The 17,413-nt window shown below is 39.1% G+C and carries 18 protein-coding genes, 1 pseudogene and 1 riboswitch; of the genes and pseudogenes, 4 read left to right on the top strand and 15 right to left on the bottom strand.

Going from position 1 to position 17,413, the window contains the following annotated elements:
- Positions 1–30: 30 nt before the first annotated feature.
- Positions 31–453, bottom strand: a complete 423-nt coding sequence (locus HPT25_RS19025) for a MarR family winged helix-turn-helix transcriptional regulator (RefSeq protein ID WP_173067756.1) — start codon at positions 451–453, stop codon at positions 31–33.
- Positions 454–584: 131 nt separating this feature from the next.
- Here HPT25_RS19025 and HPT25_RS19020 point away from each other — a divergent pair, with 131 nt between their 5' ends.
- Positions 585–2,036: an MFS transporter gene (locus HPT25_RS19020; protein WP_173067753.1), complete on the top strand. Its 1,452-nt coding sequence runs from the start codon at positions 585–587 to the stop codon at positions 2,034–2,036.
- Between the two features lie 347 nt (positions 2,037–2,383).
- A complete protein-coding gene (locus HPT25_RS19015) occupies positions 2,384–2,575 on the top strand; it encodes a hypothetical protein (RefSeq protein WP_173067752.1) in 192 nt (63 codons plus the stop codon).
- Between the two features lie 208 nt (positions 2,576–2,783).
- On the opposite strand, the gene HPT25_RS19010 is transcribed toward HPT25_RS19015, so the two are convergent.
- The 10 genes and pseudogenes from HPT25_RS19010 to HPT25_RS18965 form a co-directional block, all read right to left on the bottom strand.
- Entirely contained in the window at positions 2,784–3,779 is a 996-nt protein-coding gene (locus tag HPT25_RS19010) for an ABC transporter substrate-binding protein (protein ID WP_173067749.1), read from the bottom strand.
- Between the two features lie 25 nt (positions 3,780–3,804).
- A complete protein-coding gene (locus HPT25_RS19005) occupies positions 3,805–4,572 on the bottom strand; it encodes an ABC transporter permease (RefSeq protein WP_173067746.1) in 768 nt (255 codons plus the stop codon).
- Positions 4,562–5,332, bottom strand: a complete 771-nt coding sequence (locus HPT25_RS19000; protein WP_217269757.1) for an ABC transporter ATP-binding protein — start codon at positions 5,330–5,332, stop codon at positions 4,562–4,564. Before HPT25_RS19000 ends, HPT25_RS19005 begins: the two co-directional genes overlap by 11 nt.
- Positions 5,307–5,978, bottom strand: coding sequence for a thiaminase II (gene tenA / locus HPT25_RS18995; protein ID WP_173067743.1), 672 nt, complete (start codon positions 5,976–5,978; stop codon positions 5,307–5,309). Before tenA ends, HPT25_RS19000 begins: the two co-directional genes overlap by 26 nt.
- Positions 5,978–7,273 (bottom strand): acetylornithine deacetylase, encoded by a 1,296-nt coding sequence (locus tag HPT25_RS18990; RefSeq protein WP_173067740.1) that lies wholly within the window; start codon positions 7,271–7,273, stop codon positions 5,978–5,980. The genes tenA and HPT25_RS18990 overlap by 1 nt, the downstream gene beginning before the upstream one ends.
- A gap of 81 nt (positions 7,274–7,354) precedes the next feature.
- Positions 7,355–7,867: pseudogene (gene thiW, locus HPT25_RS18985) on the bottom strand (energy coupling factor transporter S component ThiW).
- 3 nt (positions 7,868–7,870) lie between these two features.
- Complete coding sequence (gene thiE / locus HPT25_RS18980; protein WP_173067737.1) at positions 7,871–8,512, bottom strand: thiamine phosphate synthase; 642 nt, start codon at positions 8,510–8,512, stop codon at positions 7,871–7,873.
- A complete protein-coding gene (thiD, locus tag HPT25_RS18975) occupies positions 8,509–9,327 on the bottom strand; it encodes a bifunctional hydroxymethylpyrimidine kinase/phosphomethylpyrimidine kinase (protein ID WP_173067734.1) in 819 nt (272 codons plus the stop codon). The genes thiE and thiD overlap by 4 nt, the downstream gene beginning before the upstream one ends.
- Positions 9,328–9,433: 106 nt before the next feature.
- On the bottom strand, positions 9,434–10,240 hold the full coding sequence (gene thiM / locus HPT25_RS18970; RefSeq protein ID WP_173067732.1) for a hydroxyethylthiazole kinase: 807 nt from the start codon (positions 10,238–10,240) through the stop codon (positions 9,434–9,436).
- Positions 10,241–10,305: 65 nt separating this feature from the next.
- Positions 10,306–10,412, bottom strand: a riboswitch (TPP riboswitch).
- A 55-nt stretch (positions 10,413–10,467) separates the two neighbouring features.
- Positions 10,468–10,722, bottom strand: coding sequence for a glutaredoxin family protein (locus HPT25_RS18965; RefSeq protein WP_217269756.1), 255 nt, complete (start codon positions 10,720–10,722; stop codon positions 10,468–10,470).
- 411 nt (positions 10,723–11,133) lie between these two features.
- Here HPT25_RS18965 and HPT25_RS18960 point away from each other — a divergent pair, with 411 nt between their 5' ends.
- Both HPT25_RS18960 and HPT25_RS18955 read left to right on the top strand, forming a co-directional pair.
- Positions 11,134–11,289 (top strand): hypothetical protein, encoded by a 156-nt coding sequence (locus HPT25_RS18960; RefSeq protein ID WP_173067729.1) that lies wholly within the window; start codon positions 11,134–11,136, stop codon positions 11,287–11,289.
- A gap of 194 nt (positions 11,290–11,483) precedes the next feature.
- On the top strand, positions 11,484–11,861 hold the full coding sequence (locus HPT25_RS18955; protein ID WP_173067726.1) for a hypothetical protein: 378 nt from the start codon (positions 11,484–11,486) through the stop codon (positions 11,859–11,861).
- Between the two features lie 667 nt (positions 11,862–12,528).
- On the opposite strand, the gene HPT25_RS18950 is transcribed toward HPT25_RS18955, so the two are convergent.
- The 4 genes from HPT25_RS18950 to hutU all read right to left on the bottom strand — a co-directional run bounded on the left by HPT25_RS18950 (position 12,529) and on the right by hutU (position 17,232).
- On the bottom strand, positions 12,529–12,975 hold the full coding sequence (locus tag HPT25_RS18950) for an OsmC family protein (RefSeq protein ID WP_173067723.1): 447 nt from the start codon (positions 12,973–12,975) through the stop codon (positions 12,529–12,531).
- Positions 12,976–13,259: 284 nt separating this feature from the next.
- Complete coding sequence (locus HPT25_RS18945) at positions 13,260–14,267, bottom strand: agmatinase family protein (protein WP_173067720.1); 1,008 nt, start codon at positions 14,265–14,267, stop codon at positions 13,260–13,262.
- Positions 14,264–15,538 (bottom strand): imidazolonepropionase, encoded by a 1,275-nt coding sequence (gene hutI, locus HPT25_RS18940; protein ID WP_173067717.1) that lies wholly within the window; start codon positions 15,536–15,538, stop codon positions 14,264–14,266. The genes HPT25_RS18945 and hutI overlap by 4 nt, the downstream gene beginning before the upstream one ends.
- A gap of 20 nt (positions 15,539–15,558) precedes the next feature.
- Complete coding sequence (gene hutU / locus HPT25_RS18935; RefSeq protein ID WP_173067714.1) at positions 15,559–17,232, bottom strand: urocanate hydratase; 1,674 nt, start codon at positions 17,230–17,232, stop codon at positions 15,559–15,561.
- Positions 17,233–17,413: the final 181 nt, after the last annotated feature.

The raw sequence follows: 17,413 nt of genomic DNA, 5'->3' as shown, positions 1-17,413 counted from the left end.
TTGATTTACTTCCCCTTCCATATAACCGGTTTAATCATGGTCACTAAACGTTAATTTTTGCAGTAAATAAATCAACTGGTCTTTTTCCTCGTCCGTTAATTGCAAAGTTAATGAGTGGTTGGAAGTTTTTAAAATATCCATTAAAACAGGATAAAACTCCAGCCCTTTAGCTGTAGGAAAAAGTTGAAAAGATCGGCGGTCTTTTTCATCAATCTTACGTGTGATATAGCCAGCTTCCTCTAGTTTTTTAATAGCTCGGGCGGTTGTTGCTTTATCAAATTTTAACTCTGTGGTTAGCTGATCCTGGTTGATCCCAGGTTGTTTGACAATTTCGATTAAAAAGCTATGCTGCCCTCCGCCACCAATTTGATATGCCTTTAATTTTTTACTAATCATTTTTTGGTTTTGGCGGTATATAAGTGAAATCAATTTACCAATCGGTTTTCTTTTCATTTCGAACCTCATTTATTTTTTTAACTAAAAAAATTTTACAGTAATTTAGTTGCAGGCGCAACTAAATTAAGATACACTATTAAAGTTATAAAATAGTTGCGTTCGCAACTATAAGAAAATGAGGTGCTAACTTGAATTCACAGGCTAAAACCTACCAGGATGATCAGGCCATTCAGAAAAAAAGATGGGCCATCCTTGTGATTTTAAATATTTTTACGTTTATGTCCACCCTGGATGCAAGTATTGTCAATATTGCTCTTCCTGTTATCTCGAAAAATTTAAATCTCCCGATTGCCAAAACTGAATGGGTTGTCAGCAGCTATTTAATTGCTATTTGTACATTAATCCTATTTTTTGGTAAATTAGGTGATATCGTTGGTAAAATTCGCATATTTAAAATCGGGACCATCATATTCATCATCGGCTCCCTTTTTTGTGGTTTAAGTCATAATCTGGCATTGCTTGTTATTTCCAGGCTTGTACAGGCATTAGGATCATCCATGACGATGGCCAATAGTCAGGGAATAATAACTGAAATATTTCCGGCAAGAGAACGTGGAAAGGCATTAGGCCTTATCGGAACCTTCGTTTCACTAGGTAGTATTGCCGGTCCGAGTTTGGGCGGTTTACTTATTTCAGCTTTTGGCTGGGAGTATATTTTTTGGGTGAATGTTCCTATTGGAGTCATAGCTATAGCGTTCGGATGGAGAATGCTGCCCAAAGACATGACTTTTGTAAAAGCAACAATAGACAGCGCAGGAACACTACTGTTTATTTTATTTATCATTTCTCTTTTTGCAGGATTATTGCTAGGTCAGCAGGCTGGCTATCAAGATTATCGTATTGTCACAGCCTTTATCATTTCTGCCATCTCCCTTGTCGTATTTTTGGTGGTAGAATCCAAAAAGGCAGAACCTATGTTACATTTGTCGTTATTTAAAAATCCCTTATTTTCATTGAGCATTTTATGTGGCTTTCTCATGTTCGTTGCTAACTTCTGTTTTAATATTATTGCACCATTTTATACACAAAATATTTTACATCTTTCTCCTATGAGCGCCGGATTATTGTTAATGCTTTTTCCAATTACAATGGCAATAGTTGCACCTCTCAGCGGTGCATGGTCTGATAAAATCGGCTCTGAGCTGTTAACATTTATCGGCTTGATCGTTATGGTCATTGCCCAGATTGGTTTAGCCAATCTGGGGGATGAAAGTTCAATTATTTTAGTAGGATTGTATGTTGCCATGTTAGGTCTTGGCAGCGGTTTGTTCCAATCACCTAACAATTCTTTAGTCATGTCAACTGTTCCAAAGTTTCAGCTCGGTATTGCGGGAAGTGTAAATGCCCTTATCCGAAATTTGGGTATGGTTGTGGGGATCTCTGCAGCGACTACCACCCTTTTCTCTGTTATGAGCGCAAGAGCTGGCTATCGGGTCACTGGATTGATTGCTAACCGCCCTGACATTTTTATTGAAGGAATGCATACGGTTTTCATTGGTTCCGCATCCATTTGTTTAATATGTGCTGCATTAACCGGATGGCGCCTATATAAAGCAAAAGTTTCATTCAGACATCATTAATATAAATCGCTTGGGAGATTTGTAAACTGCACACCCCAAGCGATTTTTTTTAATCTTTTAATCGTCTATTCAACTTCATATTAATCATCTACAAAATTCCTCTTTAACTCTCTGTCTATCATAAACTTTTCTGTCCATTTCGACAGAAATAGTTTTTATGTTTTAAAAAAATATCTTTCATCTTTAACTCATTATTGAACGATGTCGATAAAGAGAAATCCAAGTCAATATTTTTATTTTTAAATAAAGTCATAAAATTGTTAAAATATAAAAAAATAAATCTATTTTGTCATCATAGTTCCATAGTTTTCTATTTCAAATGATTAAAGAATAGGGAGTGGACCATTATGTTAGAACTAGTTCGAGATAGTCAGATGATCGTGCCTTCACCAATGCTTGATGATGATTATATTGAAAAAATGGCAAATTTTTACACAAGCGATGCCGCAAAAGCAATCTTCCCTAATCTTCACAAAATCCCATTTGAAAAATGGCTCTACCGACAATACTTTTTAAACTTTGAAAAAAGCGGAATCTAAACCTGCCCATTAACATCCAAAAAGTAGAACACACCTCATACCACCAAAACACAAATAAAATACAAAAGCTAGGCGCCTCTCCATGACGCCTAGCTTTAAAACTACCCTATTAAATTTAAAACAACCAAACTGGTAAATACTGTGTCCACCTTATATGGACAAAAACTTAAAAATGTCTTTCTTTGGTGCCTGACACCATTCAGTTGCGTTAGAAATTGATGTAGGCGTCGGATGCTTTTATGTTTTGTTTGATGATTTTGCTGTTTTTTAGCCATTGGGCGACTTTGTCCCATGTGGATGGGTCTTGGTAGCCGAATGGTTTGTCTTTGGCGTCCATTAATGGAAGCAAGATTTGCAGGCTTTTGGTTTCGACGTCTTTTTGGAGCGGTGATGATTTGTCTTCATGGTTCATTAAGATTGTTAAGCCTTCTGTTGGGTGGGCAGTAACATATTTTTGCCCTTCTCTTATGGCTGTCATGAACTTTTTAAACACTTCCGGTTTTGTTTTTAGTTCCTGATCGCTGCCGACCAATACTAGTTCATAATAATTTGGAACACCATAATCTGCAGGATTGAATGTGCGCATTGGATGACCCTCTTTATCTAACAGCAACTTCTCATGGTTAATATATCCACCTATTAAACCATTTGTTTTTTTCGTTGCCATGGCCGGAATCAAATCCCATCCGACATCTACCATTTTGACTTTACTTGGATCGCCGCCATCTGTTTTAACCATCGTATGAATAATGTCTTCATCTAAATCCATGGATGGATATCCAACAGTTTTTCCTGCTAAATCTTTAGGTGAATGAATCGCGCTATCTGTTGGAACCATTAACTGGTTTAGCGGATGGCGAACGATTGCTGCGAACGAACGAACCGGGATATTCTCACCACGTGCGATTAAAAGTTCAGGCTGATAGCTGAATGCCATATCTATTTTACCAGCTGCCACAAGCTTCAATGGGTCGCTCGTATCTGCCGGCATTTGAATCGTAACATCTAATCCCTGCTTCTTAAAATAGCCTTTCTCTTGTGCAGTATATAGAAATGAATGAACAGCATTTGGATACCAGTCAAGCATGATTGTGATCTTCTGTAATTTCCCACTAGAATCTGCTGTTTTATTAGAACCTCCGTTTGAACAAGCCCCTAATAAAAGCAGCATTAAACTTGCTAAAATGATAAAGCCCTTTTTCATTGGATGTAATCTTCCTTTCTATCCTTTAACGATGATTATTTTTCAGTAATTGTTTTTCTATAAAGCTAATGATTAAAAATAATATAATACCTAATAATGAAAGTAGAAAAATTGCCGCAAACACTGCGTCTGCCTGAAGGTTTCCCGACATTCGCCGGCTGAAGTATCCCAATCCTTCACTTGCTCCCAGCCATTCTCCAATTGTTGCCCCGACTACACAATAAACAACGGACATCTTTAAACCTGAAAAAATGGATGGCAAGGCCATAGGCACTTGAACTTTTTGAAATATTCCCCAGCGGCTGGCCCCCATTGTCTTCAATAATTCCTGATACTCAATCCCGCCTGATTTCAAACCGTCATATGTACTTACTACAATTGGAAAAAACGCAGTTAATATCGTGACTGCAATTTTGCTCCAAATCGAGTAGCCAAACCACATAATAAAGATCGGCGAGATCGCTATCAACGGAATTGTTTGTGAGATAACGAGAAATGGATACAAGATTTTTTCCAATACCCTCGAAAAATGCATTCCGATTCCTATCAAGAGGCCTCCAGCAAGCGATAAACCAAATCCAATTAGAACCTCTTCGAGAGTAGCAGGCAAATGAACTTCCAGCAAGAGCTGCCAATTATCAATCAAAGAAGTCCAAATAGCTGAAGGTGCTGGTAAAATAAAGGCAGGTATCAGCTCCCTTCTTACAACCCATTCCCATAGACAAAGAATCAGAATGGCAGTGAGGACAAACAGGCCGTAATCAGAAACCCACTTCTTCCATTTAATGTTCATGATGTATCAGCCACTCCAGTTCTTTTCTCATTTCGATAAATTCAGATTGATAGATAAGTTCCGATCTGCGCGGCCGTGGCAGGTTTACTTTAATCTCTTGAAGCTGACCTGTCCCCTCAAGTAAATAAATCCGGTCACTTAGCAACAAAGCTTCCTCTAAGTCATGTGTAATGAACAGCACAGTCTTTTTCAGCTCTCCCCACAATCCAAGTAGCCAGCTTTGCATATTCCGTTTTGTCATGGAATCAAGCGCACCAAATGGCTCATCCAATAATAACAAATCTCTGCCGGTCATAATCGTTCGTAAAAAAGCAACTCGCTGCCGCATACCGCCTGATAATTCATGAGGATAGGATTTCTCATATTTTGCCAAGCCGAACCGAGATAACCATTCACGTATTTCACTCATTTTCTGCTTTTTATTTTCCTTTTTTAACTCCAAAGGCAGCAGAACATTTTCTAAAACCGTTCTCCATGGCAGCAGCAAATCTTTTTGAGGCATATATCCTACAAGACCCAGTCGATTTTTTTTCGAATGGCCGTCCATTAAAATATCACCTTGATCTGGCTTCAACAACCCTGTGATCAATTTAAACAAAGTACTTTTCCCTGAGCCACTTGGGCCTATCACTGAGACGAATTCTCCTGGCTTTAATGCAATCGATACGTTTTGAAAAATAGGTTTGCCATCATCAAAAGAATAAGACAAATCTTGTATGGTTAATATAGGTGAATTAGACAGGCCAGTCGCCCCCTTCATATACCATATCCCAAAACATATATTCAAACCGGGAAGTAGTCAGGAAATGCTCTTCTAAAATGGCCAATTCACGTGTAGATTTGTCTTCTGCTAATTGATCGAGCAAATCAATCAGCCACGATGCCAGTTCACCAAATTGTTTTGATGAATACATGCTAATCCATTCGCCATACAATGGGTGTTCATTAGAACCAGGGTAATTTTCAGCTAACATCTTACCAATTTCCCAATAGTTCCACATACATGGCAATAGTGCTGAAATCAGTTCTTCAAGCGAACCGTTTTGCGCCACATAAAGCATGTAACGGGTATAAGCTAAATTAATGGGAGTTGGATACGTCTCCTCTAGCTCTTCGTTTGTTATACCGAATCTCGCCGCATATTGACGGTGCAAATCCATTTCCCCGTGTAGCGTTTCGTGCAGAAGTTTGGCAAATGCAGCCATTGTGTCGAGGTCTCTTGCTTTCAGAGCGCCCATAGCAAAGAGCTTGGAATATTCAATTAAAAAAACATAGTCCTGTTTCATATATCGGATAAATGACTCTTCTGGGAGGTCACCATTGCCCATCCCCACAACAAATGGATGTTGATGTGTTTGATCCCATACACCCTTTACTTTTTCATAAAGGGTTTTTGAAAATTTCATTACTGCCTCTCCTTTCCTGTATTGCACCATTTGGTAATGAAGACTGCTAATATTTTCGTAAAATCAAGCAGCTGTTGGATCTCTACTTTCTCATTTACAGAGTGGGCATCTTCTAACTTCCCCGGTCCAAATATAACTGTCGGAATCCCTGCCCTTCCAAGCCATCCTGCATCTGTTACCGTCGTTGACATACCAAGAGTGGGCTTTTGTAACGTTACTTTTTTAAAGGAATCAACGAGCCCGCATGTTCCAGGGTGCTGCGGATCGATTTCCAAAGCGGGAAAAATTTCTCCACGATCTACAATCATTGATTTTCCACCCCAGACAAACTGTGGTGGATTTTCCCGAAGCCATGGATCTGCTGCAGCCACTGCCCCAATATGGTCTTCAATCTCATTGATCACTGTTTCATAGTCTTCATTCGGATAAAAATGAACGGTTACCCAAATGGCACAGCGATCGGCAACAAATGCAGCATGCCTGCCGCCTTCAATCACAGCAGGGTTAATGGTGTTCGTACCTGGCGGAAAGCCCTCATAGCTCTTCGTCACCGCCCAATGACGTTCCAGCTCCTGCAACCCTGCAATAATTTTCATCATTTTTTCAATAGCGCTGGCTCCCTTTATGCCGCCTCCAGCATGAATCATTTTTCTTCTTAACCCGTCGTGATGTGTTTCTTTACTTTGGATCGTAATCCACCCTGTAATTACTCCACCCTGGCCTTGAATATGAAGATCACTTGTATCCACAACAAGAGCATAATCTGCCGTGTAACCTCTTTCTGTACAGGCAAGTGTTCCGGCCTCACCGACCTCTTCTCCAATAACCGATTGAAATTGCAATTCTCCTTGAAGCGTAATCCCCAATTCTTTTAAAATCTTTATAGCAATCAATGATGCTGCAATGCCGCCCTTCATATCGGCAGTACCGCGGCCATATATAAATGGATCCTTCACAACCGCCTCGAATGGCGGAGAGGTCCATTCGCTGTCATCCCCAACTTCGGCGACATCCACATGCCCATTGATAATCAAACTGTTAAATTTCTCAGAAGCTGCGCCCGCTAAGATTCCAACTACATTGGAATCTCCTGGATATACTTCCCACATATCCGTTTTAAAACCGAGCCCCTCTAAATAATTTTTTACAAACTCCTGCACATTGTTGGTGTTTCGGGCGGGAGGGCTTACCGTTGGGAATCCGATCAAGTTGCTTAACAGATGAATTAATTCCTCTTTTCTTGCTTCTACTTCGTTTGAAATGATTTCAAGCAATTTATTTTCATCGACGTTCATATTGTCCCTCCTTACAGCCCATTGAATATATGTAAAAGCCATTACATTTAATTATCCGAGAGTACCCTTCACCTTTTTGGTTTATTTCGTTAAGGATGATTTCTTTTCATCAATTAAAACTATTTTCTTTCGCAAAAAGACTGTTAAAATTATCATGCCAATGAGAGCACCCGCAAAGGAACTGTAAATAAATAGTGGAATGAACCCGAAAAGTGTGGCTTTTTTGCCGAGAAAAAGTACCGCGATTGGATAACAAAGGATGGCGCCGATAATTCCAGTACCAATTACCTCTCCGATCAAAGCAGCGAAGATTTTTTTTGTTTTTTAAAATAACAGAGATGAAAGAAGTGCTCCAACCATGCTACCGGGAAAAGCAAAAATAGTTCCCGTTCCCATTAAATTTCGAAGCAGCGAAGTGCAAAACGCCTGTGCTACAGCATAATAAGGTCCTAATAAAACAGCTGATAATACATTTAGAAAATGCTGAACCGGTAAAATCCTTGTGAATCCAACAGGAATGGAGACTACACTGCTGGAAATTGTCCCAATTGCGATCATCATAGCTGTCAGAGTCATTTTATACGTTTTATTCATTTATCATCGCACCTCAACATTTCTTCGCAACGCGTTAGCTGCCTCCCTTGGTGATGACGCTTGACTGATAGCAGTAATAATGGAGACACCGTCTGCTCCAGCTTCGACAACAGAAAATGCATTATCAATGGTAATGCCGCCAATACCGACAATGGGAATGGTGTACCCTTTTTGGCGCAATTCCTGAATAAGAATCGGTCCTCTTGCCGGCTTAGCATCCTCTTTCGTGGAAGTGGGAAATATCGGACCAATTCCAAAATAATCCGCGCCTCCCTTGATGGCCGTGATAGCTTCATCTTCGGAGTGCACGGAAACGCCAAGAATTTTGTCTCCGATTTTTTCACGAACCTTTTTTACTGGCTCATCCTCTTGGCCAATATGAACACCGTCCGCATCAATCTCAATCGCTAGTTCAATATCATCATTGACTATAAAGGGAATATGATGATCCTTGCATATATTTTGAAGCTTTTTTGCCAGTTCATATTTTTCTGGGCCTATAAGTGCTCCATCACCTTTTTCACGAAATTGAAAGATGGTAATCCCACCGGCAATTGCCTCTTTTAACACTTCAACAGGATCATTTGTGCAATTAGGGCTTCCCATAATAAAATAGACTTTTAATGCTTCTTGCAAATTGATCATGGCCGGGTCAGCTCCTTCATGAGATTTCTTTTTTGATAGGCCCAGTGATTTGTAGGACCATGCCCTTTCCCAAGCATAAGATCGTCTTCTATGGCTGCTTGAATAAAATCTTTAGCCATCACAACGGCATCATAGACAGATGCTCCTTTTGCCAGTTCAGCCGTTATAGCTGCGGAGAATGTACATCCTGTGCCATGTGTGTTCTTCGTACTAATCCGATTGCTAGAAAAGGTATAGAATTCCTTCCCATCAAATAATAAATCTGTTGATATAGACGGATCTTCATCATGGCCGCCTTTGATCACTACATTTTTCACGCCTAATTCACTCAGTCTTCGTGCCGCTTTTTGTTTTTCTTCGAATGATTGAATCGCCATTCCTGTTAGCACCTCGGCTTCAGGTATATTCGGTGTAATGATTTTGGCAAGAGGTAGCAAATTCTTTTTTAATGCAGATATGGCTTCCTTCAGCAGTAAGGATGCTCCCCCTTTTGCAATCATGACGGGATCGACGACAACATTTTCCCATTGGAAAGATTTTATATTTTCCGCAACCGCCTCGATGATGTCTGCACTAAACAGCATTCCTGTTTTTAACGCATCGACACCAATATCTTCACCAACTGCCCTGATTTGTTTGACTACGGCCTCTGTTGTCATCGGATAAACACCGTGCACACCCAACGTGTTTTGCGCCGTCACAGCTGTCAATGCCGACATGCCAAACACGTTAAGTTCTTGAAACGTCTTGAGATCCGCTTGTATACCAGCTCCTCCGCCAGAGTCAGAACCTGCAATCGTTAATGCTCTTTTCATGGTGACTACCTCCGATTCGAATTTTTGAGCTAACAAGTTTAATCGATAAGATTTTTTAAAAATAGCTTTTTTTAACTATTTACTTTTATCAACATTGTACTAATCGTTATACCTGTTTAAATGATCCGAATTTGTTAATATCCTCAGATGCAACAAGAGACAATTGATTTAAAAATTCGATTTGGAAGCTTCCTGGTCCAAATTTGGCTGTTTTTTCAGCTGCTTTTTCAGCGGCTACACCATAGTAAGTTAAGGCTGCAACAGAAGCGCGGACCAAATCTTTCTCTACACCAGCAAACGCACCAATGACAGATGTTAAAAGACAACCTGTACCTGTCACCTTTGTTAAAATAGGATGCCCGTTTGAAATGGTGTAAGTCGTTTTTCCGTCCGACACAATATCTTCTTTTCCTGTGATAACAACTACACAGTTCATTTTTTTGGCTGCAGAAATAGCAAGGTCTGTAACGTTTCCACTTGTATTGCCCGCATCAACGCCTTTAATTTCCCACTTTTCCCCCACAACATTGGCAATCTCGGCAGCATTACCTCTTATGATTGACACTTTAACTTCCTTCATAATTTTTTGAGATGTTTCTGTCCGATAACTCGTAGCACCTGCCCCAACTGGGTCAAATATGACTGGAACACCATTTTTATTAGCAGATTTCCCTGCAATAATCATCGATTCCACATTTTGAGCATTTAATGTCCCAATATTTAAAACTAATGCGCTGGCAATTTTCGCCATGTCAGCCACTTCTTCAGCCGCGTATGCCATTACCGGTGATGCTCCAAGGGCAAGAAGGCCATTTGCCGTAAAATTGGTTACTACTACATTCGTGATATTATGTACAAGGGGATTTACCTCTCTGACTTTTTGTAACGTTTCATTTAAATTGTTTTTATCCATAGGAATTCTCCTTTTTTAATAAAAATAAAAACCAGGTCATGTAAGGACCTGGTTAAATAAACAATAAAGTACACTGTCTACTTTCCTACGCTGGCATAATCCAGATCAGGTCCGAAGGGTTAAAAACTAATGGTTTTCTCTCAGCCCGATCAGGGCACCCCTAGTAGTGACAACACCTATTCAGTTCGTAATAAATATTACTCCTATATAATTAATAAGTAAAGAATTTAATTTTCACTTTTGCTGTCCGCTTTTACCATCTCTATAATTTCCTTTAGCTCATTTGTAAATCCTTTTATTGCCCTGTTTTCATAGACCGTCACTGGAACCCCAAGAAATCCGTACTTTTCAACCTCTTTTTGAAATTCTTGATTTTGAGAAATATTCCGAGCATCAAAGGGTATTTCCTCTTCGATAAGTACCTTTTTAACCATTGTGCACTCAATACAGTCGTTGGTTGTATATACAATCACGCGTTTCATTATTCTTTCCCCTTATCATTCTTATATAAATAATTGTATTTATTTCATTATATTACAGTTTGTGATCGAATTTAGCATTTTCCGACATAGCTATAGGAAGAAATGTCTATTCCTGCGCTTTCCCGAGGAATAATTTATGATCTACTATTAATCAATGAATCATTTTATTTTTTTTCAGAACTTCCTCTGGATTTAATGGGCAAGGAAGTAATACAAAAACCGTTGTTTAACTCTTTTCTTAGCCACACTTAATAGGACCCCAAAGTAAAAATAGTATATTTACTTTTATGAACTTTATTCGCCCCTTTTTTTATTTTTGTGATATAAGTTTATGCTTGTCCATTATTTTTACATAGTATATTTATTGTAAGAGGCCTCTTATAGATTTGATCTAAATAGGGGGGAGAAAAAGTGGTTATTTCAACTGATAGTGTTATTACTTCTCTAGGAAAACTCCTTGTGGTTGTTCTTTTATTCCTTGCTTTGATTGTCGCAGAGTTATTTGGCTTAAATGCTGCTGCAACAGCAATTAATAATGCCATTTTGGCTACAGTTCGTGATCCCTAGGATTTCCTGGATTTTGACTTAAATAATCCCCTGGAAGATTATTTTAAATAATCTTCCAGGGTGTTTCTTATAAGATAACAATTTGTAAATATTCCCTTCTATTATGATGTTTACACATTACTTTTTTCCGATAACACATATGATATAAAGAATTTTTGAACCTATTATATTTTGAATAAAAAGGTGGTTAAATTATGAGTGAAAACATGAATGAACAAACTGGACTGAATCCTAATAACAATGAAGACAATAGCTACTTTAGAAATCTTGCCCAAAGTTTAATTAAAAATGAGAATTCGATTGACTTGAATTCAATCATGCAAATGGCGGCAAATCTTTTAAAAACCGATTCACTGATGAATACTGTTGCAGAGCTTGAAAAAACGGAAAACTCAGCCCTTTCTGTACCCATTACTTCAGAGGATTTGGGATCTAAAATAGAGAAACTCACAAATGATATTTATAAGCTTAATCAAAACATTTCCGAATTAAAAAAAGAACTCCTAAACATTAAAGAAGATAATGAATACATCATTAAATACGTCAAAAAAATTTATAATAATAAAAAATAGAACCTTGATCAATTCAGGGTTTTTTATATGGGGATAATTATAAAAATGGTTCCTTTTTGAAATTTCCCCGCTAAATCCCATTTTCTTTAATAATAAGATTTAAATTAAGAACTCAATAATACGTTTAAATCATACCATTTTCAAACTAATCATTGATGTGTAATAATTTATTTAGTTTGTCTTGTAAAATCTCTATTTTTGTTATACCTGATATATCAAATGTTTCTTAATTTAATAGCTAATCGCTTGCATTTTCTCCCCGAAATGCTTTTTATTATCACCTTTAACAACTATCCCCTTAAAAACAACGTCCAGTTTTCAATTCGATTTATTATATTACCAAGCATTTTTCCATCTGCCTTTAAAGGGGACTAATAAAACGAATAGAGTTTACATAATATTTTTATGTTAAATCTAATTGTTTTCAACTTTTTGTATAAATTGATACGTACTATTGCTGTTTCTGAATGCATTATCGAAAAATAACGCTATGTCTTAACGGTTTGGGAGTTTTATTTCAATTCACCTATTGTGCCCCCGGATTTTTAGCGTCAGAAACGTTTGGCTGCAAATATCCGTCCTCAACGTACACCAAAAAGCCCTTCCATTTTTGGGAAGGGAAATAATCAAATTTTATTTTAGTTAACATAATATGATTATATTAAATTCATATGAGTTCTACTATTGGAATGACTGATAAGTCTATGCTGTTTCTTAATATATTTCCGATGAAGCATGCTTTTTCTGCCCGGAACACAATTTCCTCCAATTTTTCTACTGTAACACCTGAAGTGCCTCTTATTGAAAGATTAGCTTTATGAATAATTTGTTTAAAATGGAGTTTCCCATCAATTTTTTCAACGATACCCTCAGAAACAACCTCCAGTTTCTCCACCTCAATTTTCCTGTTGCTCAGCATGGAGGAAAGAGTGATCATATAACAATTATTTGCTGAAGAGATGAGTAATTCCTCTGGATTTGCACCAACACCCGGTCCGTCTAATTCTTTTGGAACAGATACTTCAAGATTTTCTCCCCCTGGAAGGCGGATCATCCCCACCCCCTCCCGATTTCCTTGCCATGATCCATTAATAATAAAATGAGAACGAGTCAATTTAAATTCCTCCCTATTGAATGATTCGGTTTCATTATAATTCCCTTCAAATGAAAAGTAATCTTTCAACCATCAATACAGAAAAAATATTAATAAAAGAAAATACCTACATCATATTTGAACTACCTAATCAATTAATAAAGCTCCATTTATCAATTAATCCTAAAGGATAAATAGAAAAAGCCATCATGACTTTCATGAGGGCTTAAAGAAAATGGTAATATATGTGTCCACTCTAAGTGGACAAAATGTTTAATTTGTCTTTCTTTGGTGCCTGACACCTCTTAGATGCTACTTCTTAGAGCTATGCCGGTTAGGTATGTTAGGAATATGTGGGTGCCGAGTTTGACCGTTGGCTGAACCATGGTGTCTTTTAGAGGGTCTAGGCAGACGATGTCCATGACGTTTACTTTTGGATGCTTTGCGGCTGTGAGGACGCCATCGATTAGTTCGGCTGTTGTCATTCCGCCTGGTGTTGATGCCGGTACTCCTGGGGCATAGGCTATGTCAAGGCAATCCATATCGACGGTTAGATAGATAACGTCAACCTTTGCTGTCAGTTCTTCCAGACATCCCATTACCGTTTCTGGAATGCCTTTTTTTCGGGCGCGGCCCAATGTAATATAATTTACACCTTGCTCATCCGCATATTCTTTTAAATCTTTTGTATTAAAAAATCCATGTAGTCCAATATTGTACATATTGGATCCTTTCACGACACCGCTTTCTATCAAGTTCCGCATCGGTGTCCCGTTTGATGGGCCATTATCTGTCAAATCACGTAAATCAAAATGCGTGTCAAACTGAAGTATGCCAATTTTGCTCTCAGGTTTAGCCTTATGAAGGCCTTTAACCATCATTGCTGTAATAGAATGATCACCGCCGATCGCACAGACCTTGGAATCACTAAAATGTTGATGAATGACTTCTGATGCCTGAATGATATTATCATGACAGCGGCTGATATTCGTTACATGCATTGGAACATCACCGGCATCCAGTGCAACTAATTGCGATAGATCCACATCTTCATCTATGTTATAGGTGGTAAAGCCTTTCCACATTCTGCGAAATGCATCTGGAAATTCCGAAGCACCTGAAGCACTTATAGAAGACCTTGAAAGTGGAACACCGAGCACGATCACATCCGCTTCCTTACATGTTTCCGGATCAGAATCTGATGTTAGCGGCTCAATCCATTCATGAACTTTCCCCGAAGACCTTAATCCATTTTCCGTGCGCACCCAAGTGAAAACAGGGGGAGTTAGTTTTGGATAAAGAAAGCTTTTCATGCAAGCTGGCCTCCTACTACAACCACTCGGCCATTTTTTACTACTGTGTCCACATGATTAACACCATAGGAATATTGAAGCTTCATATAATTTGAAACATTAAAGATTGTAACATCGCCTTTTTTACCCACTTCAAGACTACCTATTTCGCTGCCGCGATTTATCGCATGGGCTGCATTGATCGTCACTGCTGCAATTACTTCAGCCGGTGTCATACCCATCTTCAAACATCCTAAACTCATAATGAATGGTAGTGAAACAGTTGGTGATGAACCTGGGTTACAATCTGTTGAGAGGGCAACAGGTACCCCTATATCAATCATTTTCCGTCCATTAGCGGACTCTGCCATCAAAAAATAAGCGGTGCCAGGCAGCAACACTCCTACGACCCCTTTTTCCGCCATGGCCTTCATTCCTTTTTCTGATGCTTTTAACAAATGGTCGGCAGAAACTGCACCGACTTCCGCGGCAAGTTCTGCCCCTTCATATGGTTCGATTTCATCGGCGTGAATTTTTGCCACAAGCCCATGGCGTTTTCCTGCCTCCAAGATTTCTCTTGACTGCTCTGGTGTAAAAACACCTTTTTCACAAAATACATCGTTAAATTCCGCAAGGCCAAACTCTGCAACCTTTGGAATCATTTCCTTGATCAATAAATCCACAAATACATCTGGATTTTCTTTATATTCCTTTGGGACTGCATGTGCCCCCATAAATGTTGGAACAACATCGATCACATGTTTTTCGTTAAGTTCTTTTGCCACCTCAAGTTGTTTCAGTTCAGTTTCCCACTCCATACCATAGCCGCTTTTTGCTTCCACCGTTGTAACACCGTGGCGAAGGAATTGATTTAACCGATCATAGCTTTCGGTAAAAAGTTGTTCATGTGTGGCAGCTTGTGTTGCTCTTGTTGTCGAATGAATCCCGCCGCCAGCATTCATAATTTCCATATACGTAGCACCTTGAAGACGCATATTAAACTCATTTTCCCTGCTGCCGGCAAAAACAAGATGCGTGTGAGGATCGACCAGACCTGGTGTCACAAGTTTACCAGTCGCATCAACTAAATCAGCTTCGCCTAATCGAGCAGCATAACGGAGTGCTAACTCCTTATCAGTGCCTATTGCCTGGATGACTCCATCTTCAATCCAAACACTGCCATTTTCGATTATCTTAAGCTCAGACATCGCGCCCTTAATAAGGGGAGCATTGGAGCTCCCCTCTAAAGTAACGAGCTGAGAAGCATTTCTTATAAAAAGAGCCTTCCTCATTCGTTTCAAATCCCCTCATTTTAGTCTTGCTTAAGCATTGGCATTTTAATGCCTTTTTCTTTCGCTGTCTTTATTGCAAGCTCGTAACCAGCATCCGCATGACGGACAACTCCCATACCAGGGTCAGTGGTTAGAACTCTCTGTAGTCGAACTTCCGCTTCTTTCGTACCATCTGCCACTATAACCATCCCTGAGTGTTGAGAGTATCCCATACCTACGCCGCCACCATGATGTAAAGATACCCAGCTTGCGCCGCCGACAGCATTAATCATAGCATTGAGAATAGGCCAATCGGAAACTGCATCACTGCCGTCTTTCATCGCTTCAGTTTCTCGGTTAGGCGAAGCAACTGAACCGGCATCTAGATGGTCACGTCCAATAACGATCGGAGCAGATACTTCACCAGATGCAACTAAATCATTAATAATTTTTCCAAATCGAGCACGGTCGCCGTAACCTAACCAGCAAATACGAGCTGGAAGCCCTTGGAAGGCAATTTTTTCTTGGGCCATACGAACCCATTTACAAAGGTGCTCATCATCTTTGAACGCACGGAGTAACGCTTCGTCAATTTTACGGATATCCTCTGGGTCTCCTGATAATGCTGCCCAGCGAAATGGCCCTTTCCCCTCACAAAATAATGGGCGGATGTATGCAGGAACAAATCCTGGGAAATCAAAGGCATTTTCCACACCTTCGTCTTTAGCCACTTGGCGGATATTATTACCATAGTCAAAAGTAACTGCACCTTTTTGCTGCATCGTTAGCATTGCTTTAACATGTGTGGCCATGCTTTGCTTGGAAAGTTTTACATATAGCACTGGATCTTCTTCTCTTAATTTAGCAGCAGCTTCTAATGTATATCCGATAGGAATATATCCATTTAATGGATCATGCGCAGATGTTTGATCTGTTAAAACATCTGGATTGAACCCTTTCTCAATCATTTCTGGTAAAACTTCAGCCGCATTTCCAAGTAGTCCAATAGATAACGCTTTACCTTCTTTTTTCGCTTCAAACGCTAATTTCAACGCTTCATCAAGGTCTTTTGTTTTAACATCAAGATACCTAGTCTCAATTCGGCGATCAATTCTCCATTCGTCTACTTCAACAGCAATACATACACCATCATTCATAGTTACTGCCAGAGGCTGTGCACCGCCCATGCCCCCAAGTCCTGCCGTTAAAGTGATAGTATGTTTCAACGTTCCACCGAATTCCTGACGAGCAAGTTCAGCGAATGTTTCATATGTTCCCTGAACAATTCCTTGGCTGCCAATATAAATCCAGCTTCCAGCGGTCATTTGGCCGTACATGATTAAACCCTTTTTATCCAGTTCATGAAAGTGATCCCAATTTGCCCAGGCAGGAACAAGGTTTGAGTTAGCTAATAGGACGCGTGGTGCATCTTTATGCGACTTCCAGACGGCTACTGGTTTACCTGATTGAATTAAAAGCGTTTCATCGTCTTCTAGCTCTAAAAGCGTTTTCACAATTGCGTCATAAGATTCCCAGTTACGTGCAGCTTTACCGATCCCGCCGTAAACAACTAAATCTTCTGGTCTTTCTGCAACCTCCGGATTTAAATTGTTCATAAGCATACGTAAGGCCGCTTCCTGAATCCAACCTTTAGCATGAAGCTCTGAACCCTTAAAATTTTCAATTACTCTTTTAGTTGTCGCATTCGTTTCCATTTTACATCCTCCCTGTTATTTATCTGACTTTATTATAAAAATGAAATGTTTTGAAAAATACGACTTAAACATTAGATAATATATAATATTTTTATTTAAAACTAGAGATTATTTAGGTAATCTGTCCAAAAACATATATAATTTTTAGAAAATGTATAATTTATTTAGAAAAAAAAAGGCT

This window comes from Neobacillus endophyticus, from assembly GCF_013248975.1.
Classification (GTDB): Bacteria; Bacillota; Bacilli; order Bacillales; family Cytobacillaceae; genus Neobacillus; species Neobacillus endophyticus.
This window is presented reverse-complemented; position numbering and strand designations above follow the sequence as displayed.